The organism is Paenibacillus rhizophilus, from assembly GCF_003854965.1.
GTDB classification, from domain to species: Bacteria; Bacillota; Bacilli; order Paenibacillales; family Paenibacillaceae; genus Paenibacillus_AQ; species Paenibacillus_AQ rhizophilus.
In genome coordinates this window covers 38998-56899 of sequence record NZ_RQPI01000011.1, presented here as the reverse complement: position 1 = coordinate 56899, position 17902 = coordinate 38998, and the positions used below count along the sequence as shown (strand labels likewise).

18 protein-coding genes are annotated in these 17902 nt (G+C 55.1%); 4 read left to right on the top strand and 14 right to left on the bottom strand.

Annotated features, from left to right (window positions below):
- Positions 1–52: 52 nt before the first annotated feature.
- Together EH198_RS17305 and EH198_RS17300 are read right to left on the bottom strand one after the other, a co-directional pair.
- Positions 53–1153: a Gfo/Idh/MocA family protein gene (locus tag EH198_RS17305; protein WP_124696777.1), complete on the bottom strand. Its 1101-nt coding sequence runs from the start codon at positions 1151–1153 to the stop codon at positions 53–55.
- A gap of 30 nt (positions 1154–1183) precedes the next feature.
- On the bottom strand, positions 1184–3079 hold the full coding sequence (locus tag EH198_RS17300; RefSeq protein WP_124696776.1) for a sensor histidine kinase: 1896 nt from the start codon (positions 3077–3079) through the stop codon (positions 1184–1186).
- A 222-nt stretch (positions 3080–3301) separates the two neighbouring features.
- Between EH198_RS17300 and EH198_RS17295 the strand changes: the two genes are divergently transcribed.
- The gene (locus tag EH198_RS17295; RefSeq protein WP_124696775.1) at positions 3302–3502 is read left to right on the top strand and encodes a hypothetical protein; all 201 of its coding nucleotides are present in this window, start codon (positions 3302–3304) and stop codon (positions 3500–3502) included.
- A 5-nt stretch (positions 3503–3507) separates the two neighbouring features.
- Positions 3508–4101, top strand: coding sequence for a hypothetical protein (locus EH198_RS17290; protein ID WP_124696774.1), 594 nt, complete (start codon positions 3508–3510; stop codon positions 4099–4101).
- A 20-nt stretch (positions 4102–4121) separates the two neighbouring features.
- On the opposite strand, the gene EH198_RS17285 is transcribed toward EH198_RS17290, so the two are convergent.
- Positions 4122–5390, bottom strand: a complete 1269-nt coding sequence (locus EH198_RS17285) for an MFS transporter (protein ID WP_124696773.1) — start codon at positions 5388–5390, stop codon at positions 4122–4124.
- A gap of 215 nt (positions 5391–5605) precedes the next feature.
- Here EH198_RS17285 and EH198_RS17280 point away from each other — a divergent pair, with 215 nt between their 5' ends.
- Positions 5606–6262, top strand: coding sequence for a peptidylprolyl isomerase (locus EH198_RS17280; protein WP_124696874.1), 657 nt, complete (start codon positions 5606–5608; stop codon positions 6260–6262).
- 286 nt (positions 6263–6548) lie between these two features.
- Here the strand turns inward: EH198_RS17280 and EH198_RS17275 are convergent, their stop codons facing one another.
- The 6 genes from EH198_RS17275 to EH198_RS17250 all read right to left on the bottom strand — a co-directional run bounded on the left by EH198_RS17275 (position 6549) and on the right by EH198_RS17250 (position 11525).
- Positions 6549–7649, bottom strand: coding sequence for a Glu/Leu/Phe/Val family dehydrogenase (locus EH198_RS17275; protein ID WP_124696772.1), 1101 nt, complete (start codon positions 7647–7649; stop codon positions 6549–6551).
- A 194-nt stretch (positions 7650–7843) separates the two neighbouring features.
- Complete coding sequence (locus EH198_RS17270) at positions 7844–8173, bottom strand: hypothetical protein (protein WP_124696771.1); 330 nt, start codon at positions 8171–8173, stop codon at positions 7844–7846.
- A 32-nt stretch (positions 8174–8205) separates the two neighbouring features.
- Positions 8206–8904: a pirin family protein gene (locus tag EH198_RS17265; RefSeq protein WP_124696770.1), complete on the bottom strand. Its 699-nt coding sequence runs from the start codon at positions 8902–8904 to the stop codon at positions 8206–8208.
- Between the two features lie 199 nt (positions 8905–9103).
- Entirely contained in the window at positions 9104–9751 is a 648-nt protein-coding gene (locus EH198_RS17260) for a nitroreductase family protein (protein WP_124696769.1), read from the bottom strand.
- A 184-nt stretch (positions 9752–9935) separates the two neighbouring features.
- On the bottom strand, positions 9936–10370 hold the full coding sequence (locus EH198_RS17255; RefSeq protein WP_124696768.1) for an RrF2 family transcriptional regulator: 435 nt from the start codon (positions 10368–10370) through the stop codon (positions 9936–9938).
- Between the two features lie 222 nt (positions 10371–10592).
- Complete coding sequence (locus EH198_RS17250) at positions 10593–11525, bottom strand: manganese-dependent inorganic pyrophosphatase (RefSeq protein ID WP_124696767.1); 933 nt, start codon at positions 11523–11525, stop codon at positions 10593–10595.
- 256 nt (positions 11526–11781) lie between these two features.
- Between EH198_RS17250 and EH198_RS17245 the strand changes: the two genes are divergently transcribed.
- Positions 11782–12753 (top strand): ring-cleaving dioxygenase, encoded by a 972-nt coding sequence (locus tag EH198_RS17245; RefSeq protein WP_124696766.1) that lies wholly within the window; start codon positions 11782–11784, stop codon positions 12751–12753.
- A 76-nt stretch (positions 12754–12829) separates the two neighbouring features.
- Here EH198_RS17245 and EH198_RS17240 read toward each other — a convergent pair whose 3' ends face one another.
- From EH198_RS17240 to EH198_RS17220, 5 genes are all read right to left on the bottom strand, one after another.
- Positions 12830–13582 carry a YjjG family noncanonical pyrimidine nucleotidase gene (locus tag EH198_RS17240; RefSeq protein ID WP_124696765.1) on the bottom strand — a complete coding sequence of 251 codons (753 nt, stop codon included), beginning with the start codon at positions 13580–13582 and terminating at the stop codon, positions 12830–12832.
- Positions 13583–13601: 19 nt separating this feature from the next.
- On the bottom strand, positions 13602–14123 hold the full coding sequence (locus EH198_RS17235) for a mismatch-specific DNA-glycosylase (protein WP_124696764.1): 522 nt from the start codon (positions 14121–14123) through the stop codon (positions 13602–13604).
- A gap of 224 nt (positions 14124–14347) precedes the next feature.
- Positions 14348–16393 (bottom strand): DUF6449 domain-containing protein, encoded by a 2046-nt coding sequence (locus tag EH198_RS17230; RefSeq protein ID WP_124696763.1) that lies wholly within the window; start codon positions 16391–16393, stop codon positions 14348–14350.
- Complete coding sequence (locus EH198_RS17225; RefSeq protein WP_124696762.1) at positions 16368–17270, bottom strand: ABC transporter ATP-binding protein; 903 nt, start codon at positions 17268–17270, stop codon at positions 16368–16370. The genes EH198_RS17230 and EH198_RS17225 overlap by 26 nt, the downstream gene beginning before the upstream one ends.
- Complete coding sequence (locus EH198_RS17220; protein ID WP_124696761.1) at positions 17267–17653, bottom strand: GntR family transcriptional regulator; 387 nt, start codon at positions 17651–17653, stop codon at positions 17267–17269. The genes EH198_RS17225 and EH198_RS17220 overlap by 4 nt, the downstream gene beginning before the upstream one ends.
- Positions 17654–17902: the final 249 nt, after the last annotated feature.

The following is a 17902-nucleotide window of genomic DNA, read 5'->3' as shown; positions in this document are numbered from 1 at the left end:
ATAGCCGCATAGGGTTATGCAGGGACAGAGCGCTTTTTGTTCTGTTATGAACCTAAATGTTTCCTCCCGCCGAAGCCGAAGCCCAGGGCTGGGTCTGCGTAGTGACGGGAACGCCGCTCACCGCGGCCCGCTGCATCTCAAGCGCCAGATAATGGTCCTGGCAGCCTTCGGCCAGGCTGTAAAAAGAAGGGCCGCCCCGGACGTAATCTTCCATTCTCGCCAGGCTTTCGGCGACCGCGATCTCATCGTCCGACAGCCGGGCCGGGGCATGGGGATTCACATACAGCCATTCCCCGCAGCCCATAATCCCCTTATGGTGGAAGCCCTCCAGATTACCGCCATGTCCGGTATCGATCCGGCGCAGCTTGTCGTAAACCGGACTGTCGAAGGACTGCAGCCAGGACACTTCGTCGTTCACGATCTCTCCGCGCTCTCCGCGAACCAGAATTCGCTTTCCCCGAATCCACGAAAAATACTGGTCGCCCGTGAAATCCAGCACGCCCAGTTTGTTCCCGAAATCCAGCGTGGCGATGATCTGCTGCGACTCCTCAAGCTCTTCCGAGAGCGGAGGACCGCCGCGGTCCGGACTCTTGACAATGGGCGAAGTAAAAGTCTGGGCGCGGATGACGGCATTCTCGAAGCCAATTCCCAGCAGCCTGCGGATGAGGCTGATGCCGTGATAATCATGCGCCGCGGACACCTGGGCCTGGCTGACTTCGCCCAGCCTGCCGGAACGCGCCAGCCGGATTCTGGCCGCGTGCACAGGCTGGAACGCATACTGCTCCGCGATCTGGACTTTGGCCGAGGCTCCCACCCGCTCCCACAGACGGAGCAGGCCTTCCACGCCGTCGGCGGGAGGCGTTTCAGCCAGCGCCGGGATACCGGCTTCCGTCAGCTTTTCGATGAATTCGGCGTTAACCACACGTTTTACGCTGACAACCGCGAAGGAACATTCATTCCGGCATGCGGCGGTAAACTCCTCAAATGAGGTATACGTCTTAATGCCCCATTGCTCCTGCAGCTTGTCCGCCTTCCCCTGGTCTCTGACAAAGATGGCCTTTACGGCAAAACGCTCCGGCATCGCTTCGGCGATCCGCAGAAAGAATTCAGCCCTCCAGCCTCCGCCGATTAATCCGAACCCGATTCTTTCCATTTGTCCCGCTCCTTTCCGTTTCTTCGTTTCTCACGGTTTGACGGCCGGCAGTTTGACGATCACTTCCGTCCCTTTGCCCTTGATGCTCTTAAATTCGATTGTGCCATTCATAGCCTCGATAATCCGGAAGGTGACCATCAAACCGAGACCGGTACCTTTCGTTTTGTTGGAGAAATACGGCTCCCCCAGCCTGGCCATCTCCCCGGACGTCATGCCTTCCCCCGAATCCCGGATGCTGATTACGACGTAACCGCCGGATTTCCAGGCAGTAATGATCACCAGCCCACTTTCCTGAAGGGCTTCGATGCCGTTTTTGATAAGATTGATCAAGGCCTGCTTGAATTTGGAGGAACTGAACTTCACATACAGTCCGTCCTCCAGATGGATCTCGATGGTGCTTTCCTGCATTTTGGCCAGAGGAAGCAGAATGCCTGCGACATGCTTCAATTCTCCCCCGACATCCAGGCATTCCACCTCATCCATTTGCGGCTTGGCGAATGTCAGAAAATCATTGATAATATGCGCGGCCCGGTCCAGCTCCGAAATAGCCAGCTGCAAATATTCCTTCTCCTTGCTGTCCGACCCTTCACCGATGATTTGCAAAAAGCCTCTCGTGACCTGGAGCGGGTTGCGGACCTCATGCGCCACCGAAGCGGCCAGCTCGCTGATGATTTCCATTTTTTCCGAACGCTGAAGATCGTTGTTGAACTTCTCCAGCTCCTTCGAATATTCGACCACCTGCTCATGATTCTTGGCGAACTTCCGCCCCACGATAACAATCAGGGAAACAAGAAAAATGACGATGCCCCACTTCCACCAGTACAGATGGTATCCCTCGCCCGACATGTAGAACAGGGACAGCTCACTTAGAGCCGTCAGGGCGAACACAGCAAAACCCGAGGTGAAGATAATCGCTTCCACATTGCCTCGAAGGGCGTAACGGACCGCATGTCCGAGCAGAAACAGAAACTGCATGATCATGAGAACGCCTGCAATTTCCACCGTGAACATTCTGTACAGGCCGTCAATACAGTAAGACAAGGCAATATTGAGGATGCTGAGTCCCAGGCAGAACAGAGAATACACCAGTTGGAACTTCCTCAGCCGGGTAACGCCGCCATACAGGCCGGGGCCGAATAATTTCTCGAAAAAATAGGTGAATGCCGGCAGCAGCGTGAACAGCGATATATCAAAGAACAATTCCATCCATTTCGATCTGCTGCCCAGCACGAGCGAAAAATAAGGGGAGTAGTAGATCATCAGCACCCCGGACGACAGCATGATCAGCATCAGCAAAAATCCGCTGAAAAACAGCTCTCTTTTTAAAAAGATCGAGCAGACGCCCAGCACGACGGCCACAAAAATGAGCGCTCCGCCGATGATAATGTCCATCAAATCTTCCTTCAAGTAAAGATTCAGCAGCTTTCCGTAGCTCTCAATCTTGATCTCTCCGTCTATGCCAAGGCGGCTGTCAGGCCCTTCGCAGTATATGTACAATTCTTTGCCGGTTTGCGACGCGTTTAGCGGAATCAGAATCTTGCTTCCACTCAGGCCTACGCTGCCGCTTGAACCATAGACGAGCGTATCGTCAAGATAGGCTCTGATATTCTTTCCGTACACTTTATTCACAAGTGCGGCCGAATTGCTGCTAATCGGAGGCAAAGAAGCGCGGATCCATACAGCAGCCGTCTCTCCGGGCGCCTCGACCTGAGGGCCGGAAGACAATACGTCAATCCATCCTTTATCCCCGCTGGGAGGATGCTGACCATGGTCTCCTTCCGCTTCGCTTACCCATTTCAGCTTCCACCGAGAAAGCTCGGTACCCTCCTGTTTCCCCCGCTCCATGGAAATTCCGATTTCAATCATGGAGGCCAGCAGCAATATGACAAACACTACTGCCGCTATTTTGTGTAGTGGCAATTTCATAACAGTGGCACCTCGGCTATCCAAAATAGATATTTTGCTATAATTTTCGACCAACTTTCGATTCTTCCCTTTAAGTTGATTAAAAATAACCGTTTCACGAAAGAATACATATGAAGATCAAGAACAGAATCCAAGGAAGGATTCGCTTGCCTCTATAAGGGTAAACATTAATATATACCTTTGTTAGACAAATGCCTGATAACCAAGAAGGAGGGCTGCTCATTGGAAGAGTACAAGAACAAGAAGCGCAGCGGCTCGGAAGAAGATGATTTAGTAACCGAGCGGGATATCGATGAAGAGTTCGGCCTGTTTCAGGAAGGAACTTTTCCGGATGCCCTGCCTGACAAGGATCAGATAGAAGCCGTACGGCATGCGCTTCCAAAGGAAGCGGACACCCATGATATTACACCTAAAAGGAGCTGAATAAAATGGCTGATTTCAATAAGACGGAAGCCGATTTTGAATACGAACGCTATGCCAAAATGGGTGGCGTCTCTCCGGAGCAGGATATTCCGGTCGATGACATCCGGCTTGTAGGAACAGAAACGGTGCAAAGCGTAAGCGAAGAAGCTTCCGGCAGCGTGCGCGTTCCCATCGAATCTCCTTTTACCAGCCATAAGCGGGTCGGCGCCGATTCAATGGCCTCCGACGGAATCGTATATACCGCCGATAATGAAACCTTGGCCAGGGACCCGGAGCTCGCGGCGGATGTCGGGTTTAACGCTCCCGAACGGGGACTGGGCGGCCCGCCCGATCTGGAGGAAAGCATCCTTTCAGGACCCGCCCCCAGCCGGGACGAGCTCCTGTATTCCGACGCGGCCAAGGCTTCCTTTATCGCCGGGCTGAATGAAGGTTCCATCGATTACGCCGATGATACGGCGGAGGACGAAACCGAGCCGCTGGAGAATGTTCCCGACGCCGACGATATCCAGGCCGGCAGCCCGGTCGATCCGGCTTCCCCTTCGCTTGATGCCGTGCCGGGCACGGATGTGCTGAACGGCTCGACGGGCGAAGATGAATAAAGCAGCTAAGCGCCGCCCGATCATTTTTGGCGTCCGGCGGCGTTTTGCCGTGCCCGATCCGGTCCACTCTTGCCCACCCGGGAAGGGTACTCCGTACTGACGGCGGATACCTGCGCCTCAAGCCCCCGCGTCTTCACCGTCAGTCCCGCGGCCAAAAGCATCAGCCCGTTGATCACGAACACCCACCGGATCGGAAGGAAGGCTCCAAGCAGGCCGCCCAGAATAGGCCCGGCCATGGTCGCAAGCTGGGAGGCCGACTGATTCAGACCGAAAGCGCGGCCCCGGAAGTCCTGCTCTGTTACCCTTACGATAAGCGCATTAATGGAAGGAAGCACCCCGGCGTAAAACAGCCCAAAGACAAACCGCAGAATCGCGAACTGGACATAGCCGGTCACGAAGAACTGCAGAATATTGCCGATTCCGCCGCCGAGAAGGCCGATAAACAGGATGGCTCCATAGCCTTTGCGCCCCCCGATTCTTCCCCACCGGGGAGCCATCAGCACCGTGGCGATGCCCACTGCCGAGAAGACGATTCCCGAAGTAAGCGATGCGCTGTCCTTCGAGATTCCCATATCCAGCATGTAGATGGGAATTAGCGGTTCCAGCAGCATTACGGAAAAGTTGCAGATTCCCGTCATTACCATCAGGGAAACGAAGGCTCCATTGCTCCCGGCTTCCCTGATATCGTCGCGCACTCGCGATCTTGGAGCCGACCGGTCCAATTTCCGCTCTTTCACGAACAGGGTGGCGATCACCGCCGAGAGCAGCACAATTGCCGACGAGAACAGAAAGGCGCTGCGGTTCCCGTAATAATAGCTGATCACGCCGCCGATGAGCGGGCCGATAATGCTTCCGGCAGCGCCAGAGGTCGACATAACGCTAAGCGCGTACCCGGTCTTCTCTTCCGGGGTATTCGTCGCGACCAGCGCGATGGAGGACGGCACGAACCCGGCCAGCAGCCCCTGAAGCACCCGTATAACAAGAAATACATAAGGATCATGGACAAAATAATTAATCAAATACAGCGCGGCCAGGCTGAATCCCGAACGGATCAGCATCGGCTTTCGTCCGTATTTGTCGGCCAGGGAACCCCAGTAAGGAGAAATCAGCGCGCTGGCTAGAAACGAGATTCCGAAAGCGAAGCCGGACCAAGCCTCCAAATGGCTGGTTACCCCCAGATCATCGCTCAGAAAAATGGACATAAACGGAATCGAGATCGAATACGACGTGCTGCACAGAAATACGCCCACCCAAAGGACGGCAAGGTTCCGCTTCCACGAAAAGTTCATCATGCTGTACATCCTTTCAAGCTTCTTGGAAGCATCCTATTATTGTAAACCTGTTTGCGGCCGGTGCCAATCCCGATTAACCCTGTGAATTTTGCAAAATAGAAAGGCTCCGGGTTATGATGCATATGACGCACGGATTAATGAAGTAAAGGAGCGAAAGATTAGTGAGAGCTGCAAGCAAACATTCCTTCGTCATATGGGCGCTTCTGGGCCTTATGATGCTGATTCTGGCATCCGGGTGCGGCAGCAAGCCTGACGCTGCGGGCAACGCCACCCCAAGCGCATCCGGGACCACAGGCCCGGGATCGCAGACAGACGGCGCGCCCGCTAACGGAACGCCCTCCGATAGTGCGAGCCACCCCCTGGTTACCATTGAGATGGGGGACGGCGGGATCATCAAGGCCGAGCTGTATCCCGAGGTCGCCCCGAATACGGTGAACAATTTCATTTCACTCATTAAAAAAGGGTTCTATAACGGGACGATCTTCCACCGTGTCATCCCCGGGTTCATGATTCAGGGCGGTGATCCGGAAGGCACGGGCATGGGAGGCCCCGGGTACGGCATTTCCGGAGAATTCTCCGAGAACGGCTTCCCCAACAAGCTCCTGCATACGAGAGGCGTGCTGTCCATGGCCCGGACGAACGATCCCGATTCGGCGGGATCGCAATTCTTCATTATGACGGCGGCCGCGACGAGTCTGGACGGAAAGTATGCGGCCTTCGGAAAAGTCACCGAAGGGCTCAATGTCGTCGACGCCATCGTCAATCTTCCGAGAGACGCCAACGACCGTCCCGAAAATCCGCCCGTAATCAAGAAGATAACGGTAGATACCTTGGGCGTCGCTTATCCCGAACCGGACAAAATGCAGTAACGTTCATGCATGTCCGCCTAAGAAGAAACGGCTTCGCCGTCCTCTGGAAGAGGAAGGCATCCGTTTCTCGTAAAAATATCAGATTAAGGATAAGCGCGAAGCTTATACTTTCTGATATTTAGAAAAAGAGCCTCTTGGCTGTTACCGACCGGTAAGTCGGTAGGGAGCTTAGAGGCTTTTTTTTCCGGAAACCGTTCTTCCGACGCTTCGATCTTAATTATACAATCTGTATTTTAAAAAAGCCCGGCCCGCTTGAATGCGGGTATACCGGGCCGTAGAAATCCGATTAATGCCGTTTTCTGCTCAAGTTGTGATGGCCGTCGCGAAGAAAGGTGCTGCGGCTGTTTTTGAGCAGAGCAATCCGTTCCTCTGCCAGATGGTCAGCCGCCGCGTAGGTTGGAATGCCCTTCTCGCGTGAAATTTCAAGGACACGGGTGATACTGTCATAAATCTTCGACACCTGCTTCAGAGCCCGCTCCTTGTTATAGCCGTTCAGCTCGTCGGCAATATTGATAACGCCTCCCGCGTTGATCACATAATCAGGGGCGTAGACAATGCCTCTCGCATGCAGCGCGTCGCCGTGGCGTGGCTCCTTCAACTGGTTGTTGGCCGCGCCCGCGATGACTGTGGCCTTGATCAGCGGCAGCGTCTGGTCGTTGATGGTCGCCCCGAGCGCGCACGGTGCGTAAATATCACAGTCTACGCCGACAATCTCATTCGGATCGACCGCTTTGGCGCCGTATGCATCCACGGCCCGGCGAACGGCCTCCTTGTTAATGTCGGTCACGATAAGCCGGGCGCCCTCCTCATGAAGATGCCCGCACAAGGCAAAGGCTACGTTGCCTACGCCCTGAACGGCGATCGTCTTACCCTCCAGCGAATCCGTACCGAATGCCGCCTTCGCCGCCGCCTTCATGCCCCGGTATACGCCAAAAGCCGTAACCGGCGAAGGATTGCCCGAAGAACCGTAGGATTGGGAAATCCCGGTCACATAATCGGTCTCCTGATGGATAATGTCCATATCATCCTCGGTCGTTCCGACGTCCTCGGCGGTGATATAGCGTCCGTTCAGCCCTTGTATATATCTTCCGAAGGCGCGGAACATCGCTTCGTTCTTATCTTTTTTCGGATCGCCGATGATTACGGTCTTGCCCCCGCCCAGATTAAGTCCGGAGACGGCATTTTTGTAGGTCATGCCTTTTGCCAGACGAAGCGCGTCGACGATTGCCTCTTCCTCGGAAGCATAGGTCCACATCCGAGTTCCGCCCAGAGCGGGCCCGAGCGTCGTGTCGTGAATCGCAATGATCGCCTTCAGTCCGGACGCTTTGTCCTGACAAAACAGCAGCTGTTCGTAATCGTCCCGTTCCAATACCGAGAATAAATCCATGATCTTCATTTCTCCTGTCCCTTTGTATGTTGCCAATGTTAGCTTTCATAACAAAACTAGTATACAATTGACCAATTGTCAATTCCTGTTGACCGAATTTCTCTATAAATCCGCTCATCCATGCAGCAAAAGGGCTGAATACTAACTTCCCCTGTTACAAGTTTTGCGTAATTTTCGGTGCTGTGAGCAGATGCTCACTCCCAATATTGGTCGGGCCGGTATTCGATTTCCGACTGGGCGGTCACGGTAATACAACCCGAAGCTTCGTCATAGTCAACCGGGTTATCGCCAACGTAATACCAATGCTTGACGACAGGCCCGCCCTCCGGCTCCTCGAACCGAAGGACGTTCAGCTCCGCCTTCAGCGCCAGGACCTCCTGTCCCTTGTCCGCCGGCACACCGCAGATCGTAATTCGCGTCAATTCGCCATCCCGGCTGAAGACATAAGTCAATCCTTCCGCGCTGCTCAGCAGCATGCGTCCGGTCACGGCATGTTTGACCAATACTCTTTCCCGCTGATTCATCATAAGGACCTCCTCATTTAATGCCTCACCGCCTACGGCAGATCGACCAGCATCACAAAAGCGGACTCCGATGCCGCGAGCGAGATTGTATCTTCATCTTCGATCCGCGCCGAATCCCCGGAATTCAGCGCGCTGCCGCCGACCACAAGACTTCCTTCGATTACATATACAAAAATGCGGCGCCCCGGCTCCTGATGAAACGCAAGATTCTGACCGCCGCGCAAACGCCCCAAATAAATCGTCATATCCTGCCCGATATCGACGATCTCACCAGATCCTTCGGCGGAAACTACCGGCACCAAAGCGCCATCAAGCTTCTCCGTCCGGTACTTTCCCGCCTGGTACGAAGGCCGGGAACCGCGAACGGCCGGCATGAACCAGAGCTGGAGCAGCCGCACCGGCTCATCCTCCGACGGATTGTGCTCGGTATGGATGACCCCGGTGCCGGCCGACATCCGCTGGATACCGCCAAAGGAACTCTCCGCGACATTGCCCAGATTGTCTTCATGGCGAAGCACGCCGGAGAGAACGATGGAGACAATTTCCATATCGCTGTGCGGATGGGCTCCGAAGCCTCTTCCCGGTGCGATGGTGTCGTCATTGCATACACGCATGGGGCCGAAAGCAGTATTGGCCGGATCATAATATTCGCCGAAGGAAAAAATATGGCTTCCCTTCAGCCAACCATGGTCAAAGCGGTGGACCGATTCAGCAATATACACCTTAATCATTGCGCTTCAGCCTCCTGTTCAAAAGCTTTCCGTCGTTTTTTCGCGTCTAAAGCTGCCTTTGCCGCCTTACCAAAATTGTAGCAGAAAGGGCTCTAATAGCGAAATCGCGCCGGACGCTAACGAACCCCCGCCGGTTTGGCGGGGGTTCGTATTAACCGCCGCCTTCCGGAAGGCGGCGGGGATTGGCGCCGGATGGGATTCAGCCCTTGAATCCGTTGAACTGGACTACATCTTCGAGCGGCAGGCGCGTGGTCTGGCGGCCTGCGGCCTCGGCATGGCCTACTGCAATCAGCATAACGGTCGCATAGCGCTGCGGAATCTGGAACATCTCGCGGAATTGATCGGCATTGTAGCCGCCCATAGGCACTGTGTCATAGCCTTTCGCCTTCGCGGCCAGCATCAGCTGCATGGAGATTAAACCTCCGTCCACCAGCGCGATTTCCTTCTGCTTCTCCCGGCTGAGCGCGGAGTATGCATTCCAGCTGTTCTCCACCATCATATTCCGCACTTCCGTCGTCGCGTGACCGGCCTCTACTGCCGAGTCCCAAATCTTATCCACGTTTCGGTAGGCTTCGAGGTCGCCAAGCACGGCAATAATGGCGGATGCTTCCACAACTTGCCGCTGGTTATGCGCGATCGGCAGCAGCTGCTCCTTGAGCGCCTGATCTGTAATGACGATGAAACGCCAAGGCTGAAGATTGGAAGAGGACGGAGCCAGGACGGCATCGCTTAGCAGATCATTGATCTCTTCATCGGACATTTTCCGGGAAGAATCGTATTTTCTCACCGAATGGCGTTCCTGAATCACTTGGCTGAAAGACAGGCTGTTTTTTACTTGCGTTTCCATAGTTGGTTGCCTCCTGAATGAAAAATAATTCCGCCGGCCGGGCCGGGCGGCTGCTGCTCCCACCTTTAATTCTGTGTGTATAACAGCACAGTTAAAGCCAAAAAAATATATCGCCTTCCAGTGATCCGCCGCATATTTAACTGTTGTTTAATATGCACAGTATAAAACAATAAAAAGCGAACTGTCAATATCCCGCTTTTCGAACGACGTCGGCAACCGTATAATTTTTCAGCACCTCGGTGACGCTTCGGTCGACCTCTTCCAAAATGCCGCAGCATGCCGTCTTCATCTGAGTCCCGAAATCACTCACGCACATCGTGCCGCTGACCGCCTCATGACGGGCTTCTCCTACTTCCAGCGCGCGGTATACTTCGGCCAGCGTCAGCTGGTCGGGCGCCTTGTTCAGCGCATATCCCCCATCCCGCCCTTCCCGGGTGACCAGGATGGACTCCTTCGCCAGCTTGGCCAGAATTCGGCGGAGCAGCGTCGGCTCGTACGACATCATCTTGGCGATCTCGCAGCTGGGACAGGTCCCCCCGTCCTTGGCAAGCACCACCAGCGCCTGAAGGGCCAGACCGAACGATTTATATTGCAGGGAGCCTATATTGCGTTTGGTCATCCCAGTCTCCTCCCTTCATTGAGTCCCTTTAATTGTACCAATCGAAAATCCAACAGGCAATCGGTTTGGGGCAGCTTTAATCAAGAGCCTGTATAGCGAAAAGGGAATCCCTGGCCGGTAACGGCTGCCGGGATTCCCTGCGCGCATCATTCCCGCGGAGCGGAGACACGGCTTTGAGGCCTGTCCGATAGCTGTGCGGGCGAAAAATTTTATTGTTTAAACCTACAGCTTGGAAATCGTTTCGGTAAGCACCGGCACGATCTGCGATTTGCGGGAAACGACGCCTTTGAGCACGGCCTTGTTGCCGTCCAGCTTCACATTGTAAGCTTGCTCGACGGCCCCTGCCGCGCTGCCCAGCGCGACGCCGACGGAATCGCTGTTCAGGATGTCCGTTACAACGAACAGGAACAGATCAAGCCCCTTCTCGTCGATAATGCCCTGCAGGGCGCCCTCAAGCTCGGCCTGGCGGGACAGCACATCGTTCGTGTCAATCGCGTTGACCTGGGCGATAACCACCTTCTTGTCGCCCATTGTAAATTCCTTCGCGTCCAGGTTAAGCAGCGTATCGATGCTCTTGTCGCTCAGGTCCGCTCCGGCCTTCAGCATGCTCAGACCGTAGCTGTCCGCGTCCACGCCGGCGATTTCCGCCAGTTCCTTGGCGGCGGCTACATCCTCTTCCGTGCAGGTCGGGGATTTGAACAGCAGGGAGTCGGACACGATGGCGGACAGCATAAGTCCCGCTACCGGCTTCGAAATCTCCACTCCGTTCTCCTTGTAGAGCTTCTTCAGTATCGTTGCGGTGCAGCCTACCGGCTCTGCGCGGTAGTACAGCGGATGAGCCGTTTCGAAGTTGGCGATCCGGTGATGGTCGATAACCTCAACGACGCGCACCTGGTCGATGTCGTTCGCGCTCTGCTGGCGCTCGTTATGGTCGACAAGAATAACCTGTTTCGCTTCGCCGGCCACATTCTCGACCAGACGCGGAGCTTCCACGCCGAAATGGTCCAGGGCATATTTCGTTTCGGAGCCGACTTCGCCGAGGCGGACGGCTTCAGCGTCCCAGCCCAGCTCTTTTTTGAGCGCGGCGTAGGCGATGGCGGAGCAAATCGTATCAGTGTCGGGATTTTTGTGTCCAAAGATCAATGTTTTTTCCATTTCCAAGCTCCTTACTTTGGTTTTATTCCATTTAATATACCACAGATTGATAGGAAGCCGCCAGAAGCGAAAGGCGCCAGTCCCTAAACGAAGCGCCGGGCTTAGAACCTTCACTCCGTTCTCTCTGCTCTGAACGATTGGATGACATCACTTTCATAAAATAAGCAGTTGAAAAATACTTAGTTAACTATTAAAATTAAAGCAACTCAACTTTTAGTATATAAAATTATCAACATAAAAACTGGAGGTGTTTCGCATGGAACTCAAAGGACTTCACCATGTTTCCGCCATTACGGCCAAAGCGCCGGAGAACTTCAAATTTTACACCGAGGTTCTCGGCCTGCGTCTGGTCAAAAAAACGGTCAACCAGGACGATACCTCCGTCTACCACTTATTTTACGGCGATGAAAAAGGAAGTCCCGGCACCGAGGTTACATTCTTTGAAATTCCGATGGCGGGCCGTAACCGGGACGGCAATAACAGCATCTCCGCTCTGTCGCTGCGGGTTCCCTCCGATGCCGCTTTGGAATATTGGCAGGAGCGGCTCGGACAATACGGGATCAAGCACGGAGAGATTACGGACCGCGGCGGGCGGCTAACGCTGTTCTTCCGCGATCCCGAAGGGCAGCGGCTCATCCTCGTCTCGGATGAGAACAATCAAGGCGTCGCAGGCGGCCGCCCGTGGGCAAAAGGCCCCGTTCCGGCCGAATACGCCATCGCCGGACTTGGGCCGGCGCATCTGACGGTGGAGAACGCCGGACCGACTGCAGCCGTGCTGGAGCAGCTCCTCGGATTCCGGCGCAGGGGCGCCTACCCTTCGGCTGTCCCGGGCCAGCCGGACGTCATCGTGTTCGAGACCGGCGAAGGCGGCTCGGGCGCCGAGGTGCATGTCGAAGAGCGCAATGATCTGCCGGCTGAGCATTTGGGCCGGGGCGGGGTGCATCATGTCGCCTTCCGGGTGGACAACGAAGAGGAGCTTAAGCTGTGGATTGAGCTCCTCCGCTCCGCAAGCCTGCCTAATTCCGGATTTGTTGACCGCTTCTATTTCCGTTCCCTGTACTTCCGCGAGCCGAACGGCATTTTGTTTGAGCTGGCTACGGACGGGCCGGGCTTCGATACGGACGAGTCTGCCGACCGGCTCGGTGAATCGCTGGCGCTCCCTCCGTTCCTTGAGCCGAAACGCGGGCAAATCGAGGGATTGCTAAAGCCGCTGGATACACGCCGCTAAACCCGATTTTCAAGAAAAAGAGGATGACCCCGGGCACACGTCCGTGATCATCCTCTTTTTCTGCGGAAATCCCTGCTCAGGAAATCGGCTCTTCCCTGCCCGGACCTCCGCCGCCGCTTGGGAGCCCCCCCTGAGCTTTGCCCTCCACAATGGGCGGCAGTTCGGACAATGCCCGTATTTCATAGGTCGGAACAATTTCCGGGTCTCCGGGCTTTCCCAAGGGGTTGAACCAGCAGGTGTCGATGCCGTAGGAAATGCCGCCCTGAATGTCCGAGGTTAGCGTATCGCCGACGATCAGCACTTTGCGCTTGTCCTCGGCGGTGAGTCCCAGCCTGGCGAAAGCGTGGTCGAAGATGCCCCGCTCCGGCTTCTGGCTTCCGACCTCCTCGGAGATGATGATATGCGCGAACGTATCGCGCAGTTCCGAGCCTTGAATGCGCGAGTATTGAACTTCCTTGATCCCGTTGGTAATAACCGCTAGACGGCACCCGGCAAGTTCGCCGCTCAGGTTCGCAGCCCCCTCGATCAGAAAGATCCCCGCTCCCAGATGGAGCAGATATGCCGCGCTGAAGGACTCGGGGTCCAGATCAAGGCCATGCGCGGCAAACAGACGAGTGAACCGTTCCACGCGCAGCTCGGCGGAGGATATCAGCCCAAGCTCCAGATCTCTCCACAGCGCCTTATTGATTTCTTTGTAGGCGGAGGCACAATCTTCAAAGACCGACGGCATACCGAACTGGTTAAAAGCTTCCCGCAGCGCATAGCTCTCCGCCTGCCCGTAGTCGAACAGCGTATCGTCCGCGTCAAATAGAATGACTTCGTACTTCATGAATTGGATAGCCTCCCGATTATGAGATATGATCCCGGATCGCCTCATTCAGCTTCCGGTAAATCCCGACAATTTCATTCATCGGCATCCGCACCAGCCCGCTGGAGGAAGGTGCGACAAATTCGCGCACGCCATCCACCGCCGGCTCGGCGCCGGACTGAAAGCCCCACTCGGCCTTCGTCCTCCGGCTGAATTCCGTATATACGCCCTTGCCGACGAAACAAGCGATTTGCGGTCGGTACTTTGCAAGCTTGGCGCGAAGCAGTTCGCGTCCTTCCTTATATTCCTCGCGCGTAATATCCTCCGCTCCCCTGGTAGGGCGGGCGACAATATTGGTGAAGCCGTAGCCCAGCTTCAACAGCTCGCCGTCCTCGGAAGGTTCGTACAGCCGCGGCGTAAGTCCGCTGCGACAAAGAATTCTCCAGAAATTGTTTCGAGGATTCGCATAATGATGGCCGACCTCTCCAGACTGAAGACTCGGGTTAAAGCCGATGAATACAATTTGCAGCCCGAAATCGAGATGATCCTCCACCGGATTCATGGCCGTTCACCTCCGTTAGATTATATAATACCCGGCTCCCGGGTTTAACTCCAGCCGCAATTCAACGGATTGGATTCGCATTACTCGTGTAAGAGAATGTGAATAGAACGACGGCAGTCCGGAAGGCTATATCCTGAAAAAAGCTTCGCCCGAAACGGTAAGCCGTTTTGGACGAAGCGTTCAGAGCCGTGCCGACGCACCGGACGGATTTTTCCAATGCCTAATTAGGGCAGCAAACCTTTTAGTTCAGGGGTCATTTCCGACGCATCCAGCCTGAAAAAGTCGCTATTTCCGCTCTTGAACTTCAGAAGCGCGACATACGAGCCCTTTTCGGCCGAATAACTCCGCCGTATTTTCAAAATATCGTCAATCCGCGCCTTGTCCTTGACAATAACGGACCGTCCCTTTTCCCTAGCAAACCTGAGATGCGCCTCCGGGTCGTAATTGACGCCCTTAGGAAGAACGTCTTCGCCGCTTTGCTTCGCCACTTCAACTGACAGCAGGTCATCCGCCTTGATTTTGACCTTTTCCGCATAGCCTTTTTGTTCAAGCCACGCTCCCAGTTCATGAAAAGACGGTTTCCAGTTGTAGCCTTCGAACAAATACCCCGAATAAGGATGCTTCATCGATTCTTCCGTGGCAACACGGATTGTGGCTAGCGGGACCGCGTCGTCCGTCTGGTCTTCAAAGGACATGTTCAGAATCTCTTTCTTCAGAAGCTCCTTGAACGCCGCGATATCCGCCGGGTCCGAGATCGTGACACTCCTGACGCCGGAACTTACCTGGATGTTCGAGATCGGCTTGTCAAGCAGCGGCAGAAGATATTCGGTCCGCTTGAATTCGGGAGATTCCATCACCGCTTTAAGTTCGGGCTCGAAACCGGCCTGCGGCACATTGTACTGTCTGGTAATCTTGTGTCCATCCTTCAGCTCATAGACCAAGGTATAGCCGAATAATTTTCGTCCCGTGTAAACCTTGTAACGGTCCTCCCCGTCACCCGGCCGCACCTGCACAAGCGCTTCATGAAGCTTGCGGACATTCGTTATATAGGCGGAGTCCGAAGAGAACGGGTCTACCCCCTTGTAAGGACTGCCTATTGTGTAGTAGTCAACATTGCTTACAGGCGCCGATTGCGAATCCGTATAAGCCTGGTAATTGCTTCCGGCGTATATCCTGGCGACCTTGTCGGCAGCGGGCACTCTCGTTTCAAAGCCGGTCAGGGGCGATACGGGAAGGTACAGCAGCAGTCCGAGAACAACCGCGTAACCCGCAAACCGCAAGGGCAGCTTCCGGTTCAGGATTTGCCACGATTTCCGGATGACCATTTCCGCTCCGGCATAGCCGATAACGGCCCCGAGAGCGAAGCCCGTGAACGACCAGCCGCTGAGTCCGGGGCGCATTTGGGCAAAGTAAGTGCCGGAAATCAGCATGGCAGACAGCATGACTCCGCCTTTAAACAGCGGATTGAAGTACGTAAAGGCCATCGCCTGGCCCGCCGTTTCCACATGCCGCTTGCGGTACAGCAGATAGGACAGCAGGACGAACAGAACGATCAAAGCCGCGTAGATGCCCAGCTCGCCCCAGGTATAAGGCTTGGAAGTTATTTCCATCATGTGTAGAAACGGCGACCAATAATCTATGCCTCTCATGCTGTTCTGGTACGGGAACCCGTACAGGTAGATGGATAAATGGTAAAAAACCATTTGCGAGAGTACGGCGGGCAAAATCAGCAAAATATAGACGACGATGCCCTGCAGCACAGTAAGACCGAGGCATATGCCGACGAAAGCGGTCAGGGTGAACAGGAACAGCGTTAACACGCTGACTATAGCTCCCCAGGACCAGACATCCGCACCGCTGTACAGGAACATGTTGCCGTCCCAGCTTTGCACCACGCCGGCGGCCAGCGCCGTAAGCCACACCGGAACGAGCAGCAGAATGAAGCCGCTGAACAGCTGGACCGTCAGCAGATGCTGCCGGCGAAGCGGTAGACTGTGCGCCATGTCCGCCGCCCCTTTGTGCTGAAGGTAGCGAAACAGCAGCAGACCGGCGGCCACCGGCAGCGACAGCGTGAACAGCATCGGCAGCGATCCGCTGATGAAGAACAGATCTTTCACCTTCTGCGGCGGCGTATCGGGATTTCCGCCAAGGAACATTTGCAGCGGCAGCGCGAACAGCAGACCGAGCAGGTACACGGCGGCGATCCAGGAGTGCTGCCTGAGATTTTGCCGGATCATGCCCCGGTTAAAGTAGAATTGGCGCGATGTCATAGCCCGCCCCCTCCATTTCGTAAATAAAGATTTCTTCCAGGGTCAGCGGCAGAAGATCCAGCACGTACGGGTTATAGACACGGAACGCGTCCGCGATCCGCTCGCGGTCCCCTTTTACAATATAGAGGCAGACGCTCCCCCGCCGTTCGCGGTGCAGAATCTGCAGCTTGCCGGACAGCGCCGCCTCATGACGTTCATCCCGGAAGGCGACCTGCACTTTATGCGTGTCGGATTTCAGCTCGTCAAGCTCTTTGTCGATCAGCAGAGCCCCTTCGTGCATAATGCCGACATGGTCGCACAGGTCTTCAATCTCGCGCAAATTATGAGAGGAGATAACGGCGGTAAGGCCGCGTTCGGCAACCTCCTGGAACAGGACATTTTTAATCTGCCGCCGCATCACCGGGTCAAGTCCGTCGAGCGGCTCATCCATGATCAGCACATCCGGCATACAGCTGAGCGCCAGCCAAAAAGCGGCCTGCTGCCGCATTCCTTTGGACAGCCGGTTCAGCTTGCGCCTTGGGTCCAGCGAAAACAACCCGCCCAGCTCCTTAAAGCGTTCTCCGCTCCAGCGCGGGTAGACGGACCTGTAGAAATCGGCCATCTGCAGGATGGAAGCCTGCGGGAAGAAATAAGGAAAATCCGGCATAAATACGATCCTTCCCTTGCTGTCCGGGTTCTCGAACACCGGCTTGCCGTCAATCCGCACGCTTCCCGCGTCGGGCAGGTAGATCCCCGCAATCGTCTTGAGCAGCGTCGTTTTGCCCGCCCCGTTCGAGCCGAGCAGCCCGAATATATTCCCTTTATGTATGGTCAAGGAAATTCCCTGAACCGCCTTCCTGTCCTGAAAAACCTTGCTGACCTCCCGTATCTCGATCATGGCTGATCCTCCTCTCCTTTTTGCTCCGATGCCTGCTTGAACAATACGCTGATTTCCGACTCCGTAAAGCCGAGGTAAACGGCCTCCGCCATCAGGCGCAGCAGTTCATCGCGAACTTCCGCCCTTTTGGCTGCATTCGTCCCCTGCTGCGCCGGCGAAACGAAGCTGCCCTTGCCCGGCCGGGAATAAATATAGCCTTCCCGCTCCAGTTCACGGTAAGCCTTCTGAATGGTATTCGGATTCACGGTTAGCTGCGCCGACAGCGTCCGTACGGATGGAAGCTGCTCATCGGACCGTAAAATGCCGTACAAAATCAGTTCCTTGATCTTATCCGTTAATTGCTCGTAAATCGGCCTGCGGCTGCGAACGTCCAGTTCGAACACATGCGACTCCCCCTTCCCCCACTCCCGGGTTTATAGCTTCCCTGGCAGAGCAGGTGTATCAACTGTACTATTATTAATAATACAGTTAAGCGGGATTGTCAATACTCTCCATTCAAATTGAAGAAGCCGTTCCCGCCAGGAGAATTCCTGAACAGGCGCGCTTACGGCCTTTTTTTCACATAAAAATAGCGCCCGGCCAGAACCGATAACGGTTCTTCGGGACGCTTTTTAACGGCGTAACTGGTTTAC

Coding starts and splice junctions, on each gene's coding strand:
- EH198_RS17255 (WP_124696768.1), bottom strand. CDS start 10,370: ATGACCAAACGCAATATAGGCTCCCTGCAATATAAATCGTTCGGTCTG.
- EH198_RS17270 (WP_124696771.1), bottom strand. CDS start 8,173: ATGAATCAGCGGGAAAGAGTATTGGTCAAACATGCCGTGACCGGACGC.
- EH198_RS17305 (WP_124696777.1), bottom strand. CDS start 1,153: ATGGAAAGAATCGGGTTCGGATTAATCGGCGGAGGCTGGAGGGCTGAA.
- EH198_RS17290 (WP_124696774.1), top strand. CDS start 3,508: ATGGCTGATTTCAATAAGACGGAAGCCGATTTTGAATACGAACGCTAT.
- EH198_RS17230 (WP_124696763.1), bottom strand. CDS start 16,393: ATGACATCGCGCCAATTCTACTTTAACCGGGGCATGATCCGGCAAAAT.
- EH198_RS17250 (WP_124696767.1), bottom strand. CDS start 11,525: ATGGAAAAAACATTGATCTTTGGACACAAAAATCCCGACACTGATACG.
- EH198_RS17265 (WP_124696770.1), bottom strand. CDS start 8,904: ATGATTAAGGTGTATATTGCTGAATCGGTCCACCGCTTTGACCATGGT.
- EH198_RS17240 (WP_124696765.1), bottom strand. CDS start 13,582: ATGAAGTACGAAGTCATTCTATTTGACGCGGACGATACGCTGTTCGAC.
- EH198_RS17280 (WP_124696874.1), top strand. CDS start 5,606: ATGATGCTGATTCTGGCATCCGGGTGCGGCAGCAAGCCTGACGCTGCG.
- EH198_RS17260 (WP_124696769.1), bottom strand. CDS start 9,751: ATGGAAACGCAAGTAAAAAACAGCCTGTCTTTCAGCCAAGTGATTCAG.
- EH198_RS17225 (WP_124696762.1), bottom strand. CDS start 17,270: ATGATCGAGATACGGGAGGTCAGCAAGGTTTTTCAGGACAGGAAGGCG.
- EH198_RS17300 (WP_124696776.1), bottom strand. CDS start 3,079: ATGAAATTGCCACTACACAAAATAGCGGCAGTAGTGTTTGTCATATTG.
- EH198_RS17235 (WP_124696764.1), bottom strand. CDS start 14,123: ATGAATCCGGTGGAGGATCATCTCGATTTCGGGCTGCAAATTGTATTC.
- EH198_RS17275 (WP_124696772.1), bottom strand. CDS start 7,649: ATGGATTTATTCTCGGTATTGGAACGGGACGATTACGAACAGCTGCTG.
- EH198_RS17285 (WP_124696773.1), bottom strand. CDS start 5,390: ATGAACTTTTCGTGGAAGCGGAACCTTGCCGTCCTTTGGGTGGGCGTA.
- EH198_RS17245 (WP_124696766.1), top strand. CDS start 11,782: ATGGAACTCAAAGGACTTCACCATGTTTCCGCCATTACGGCCAAAGCG.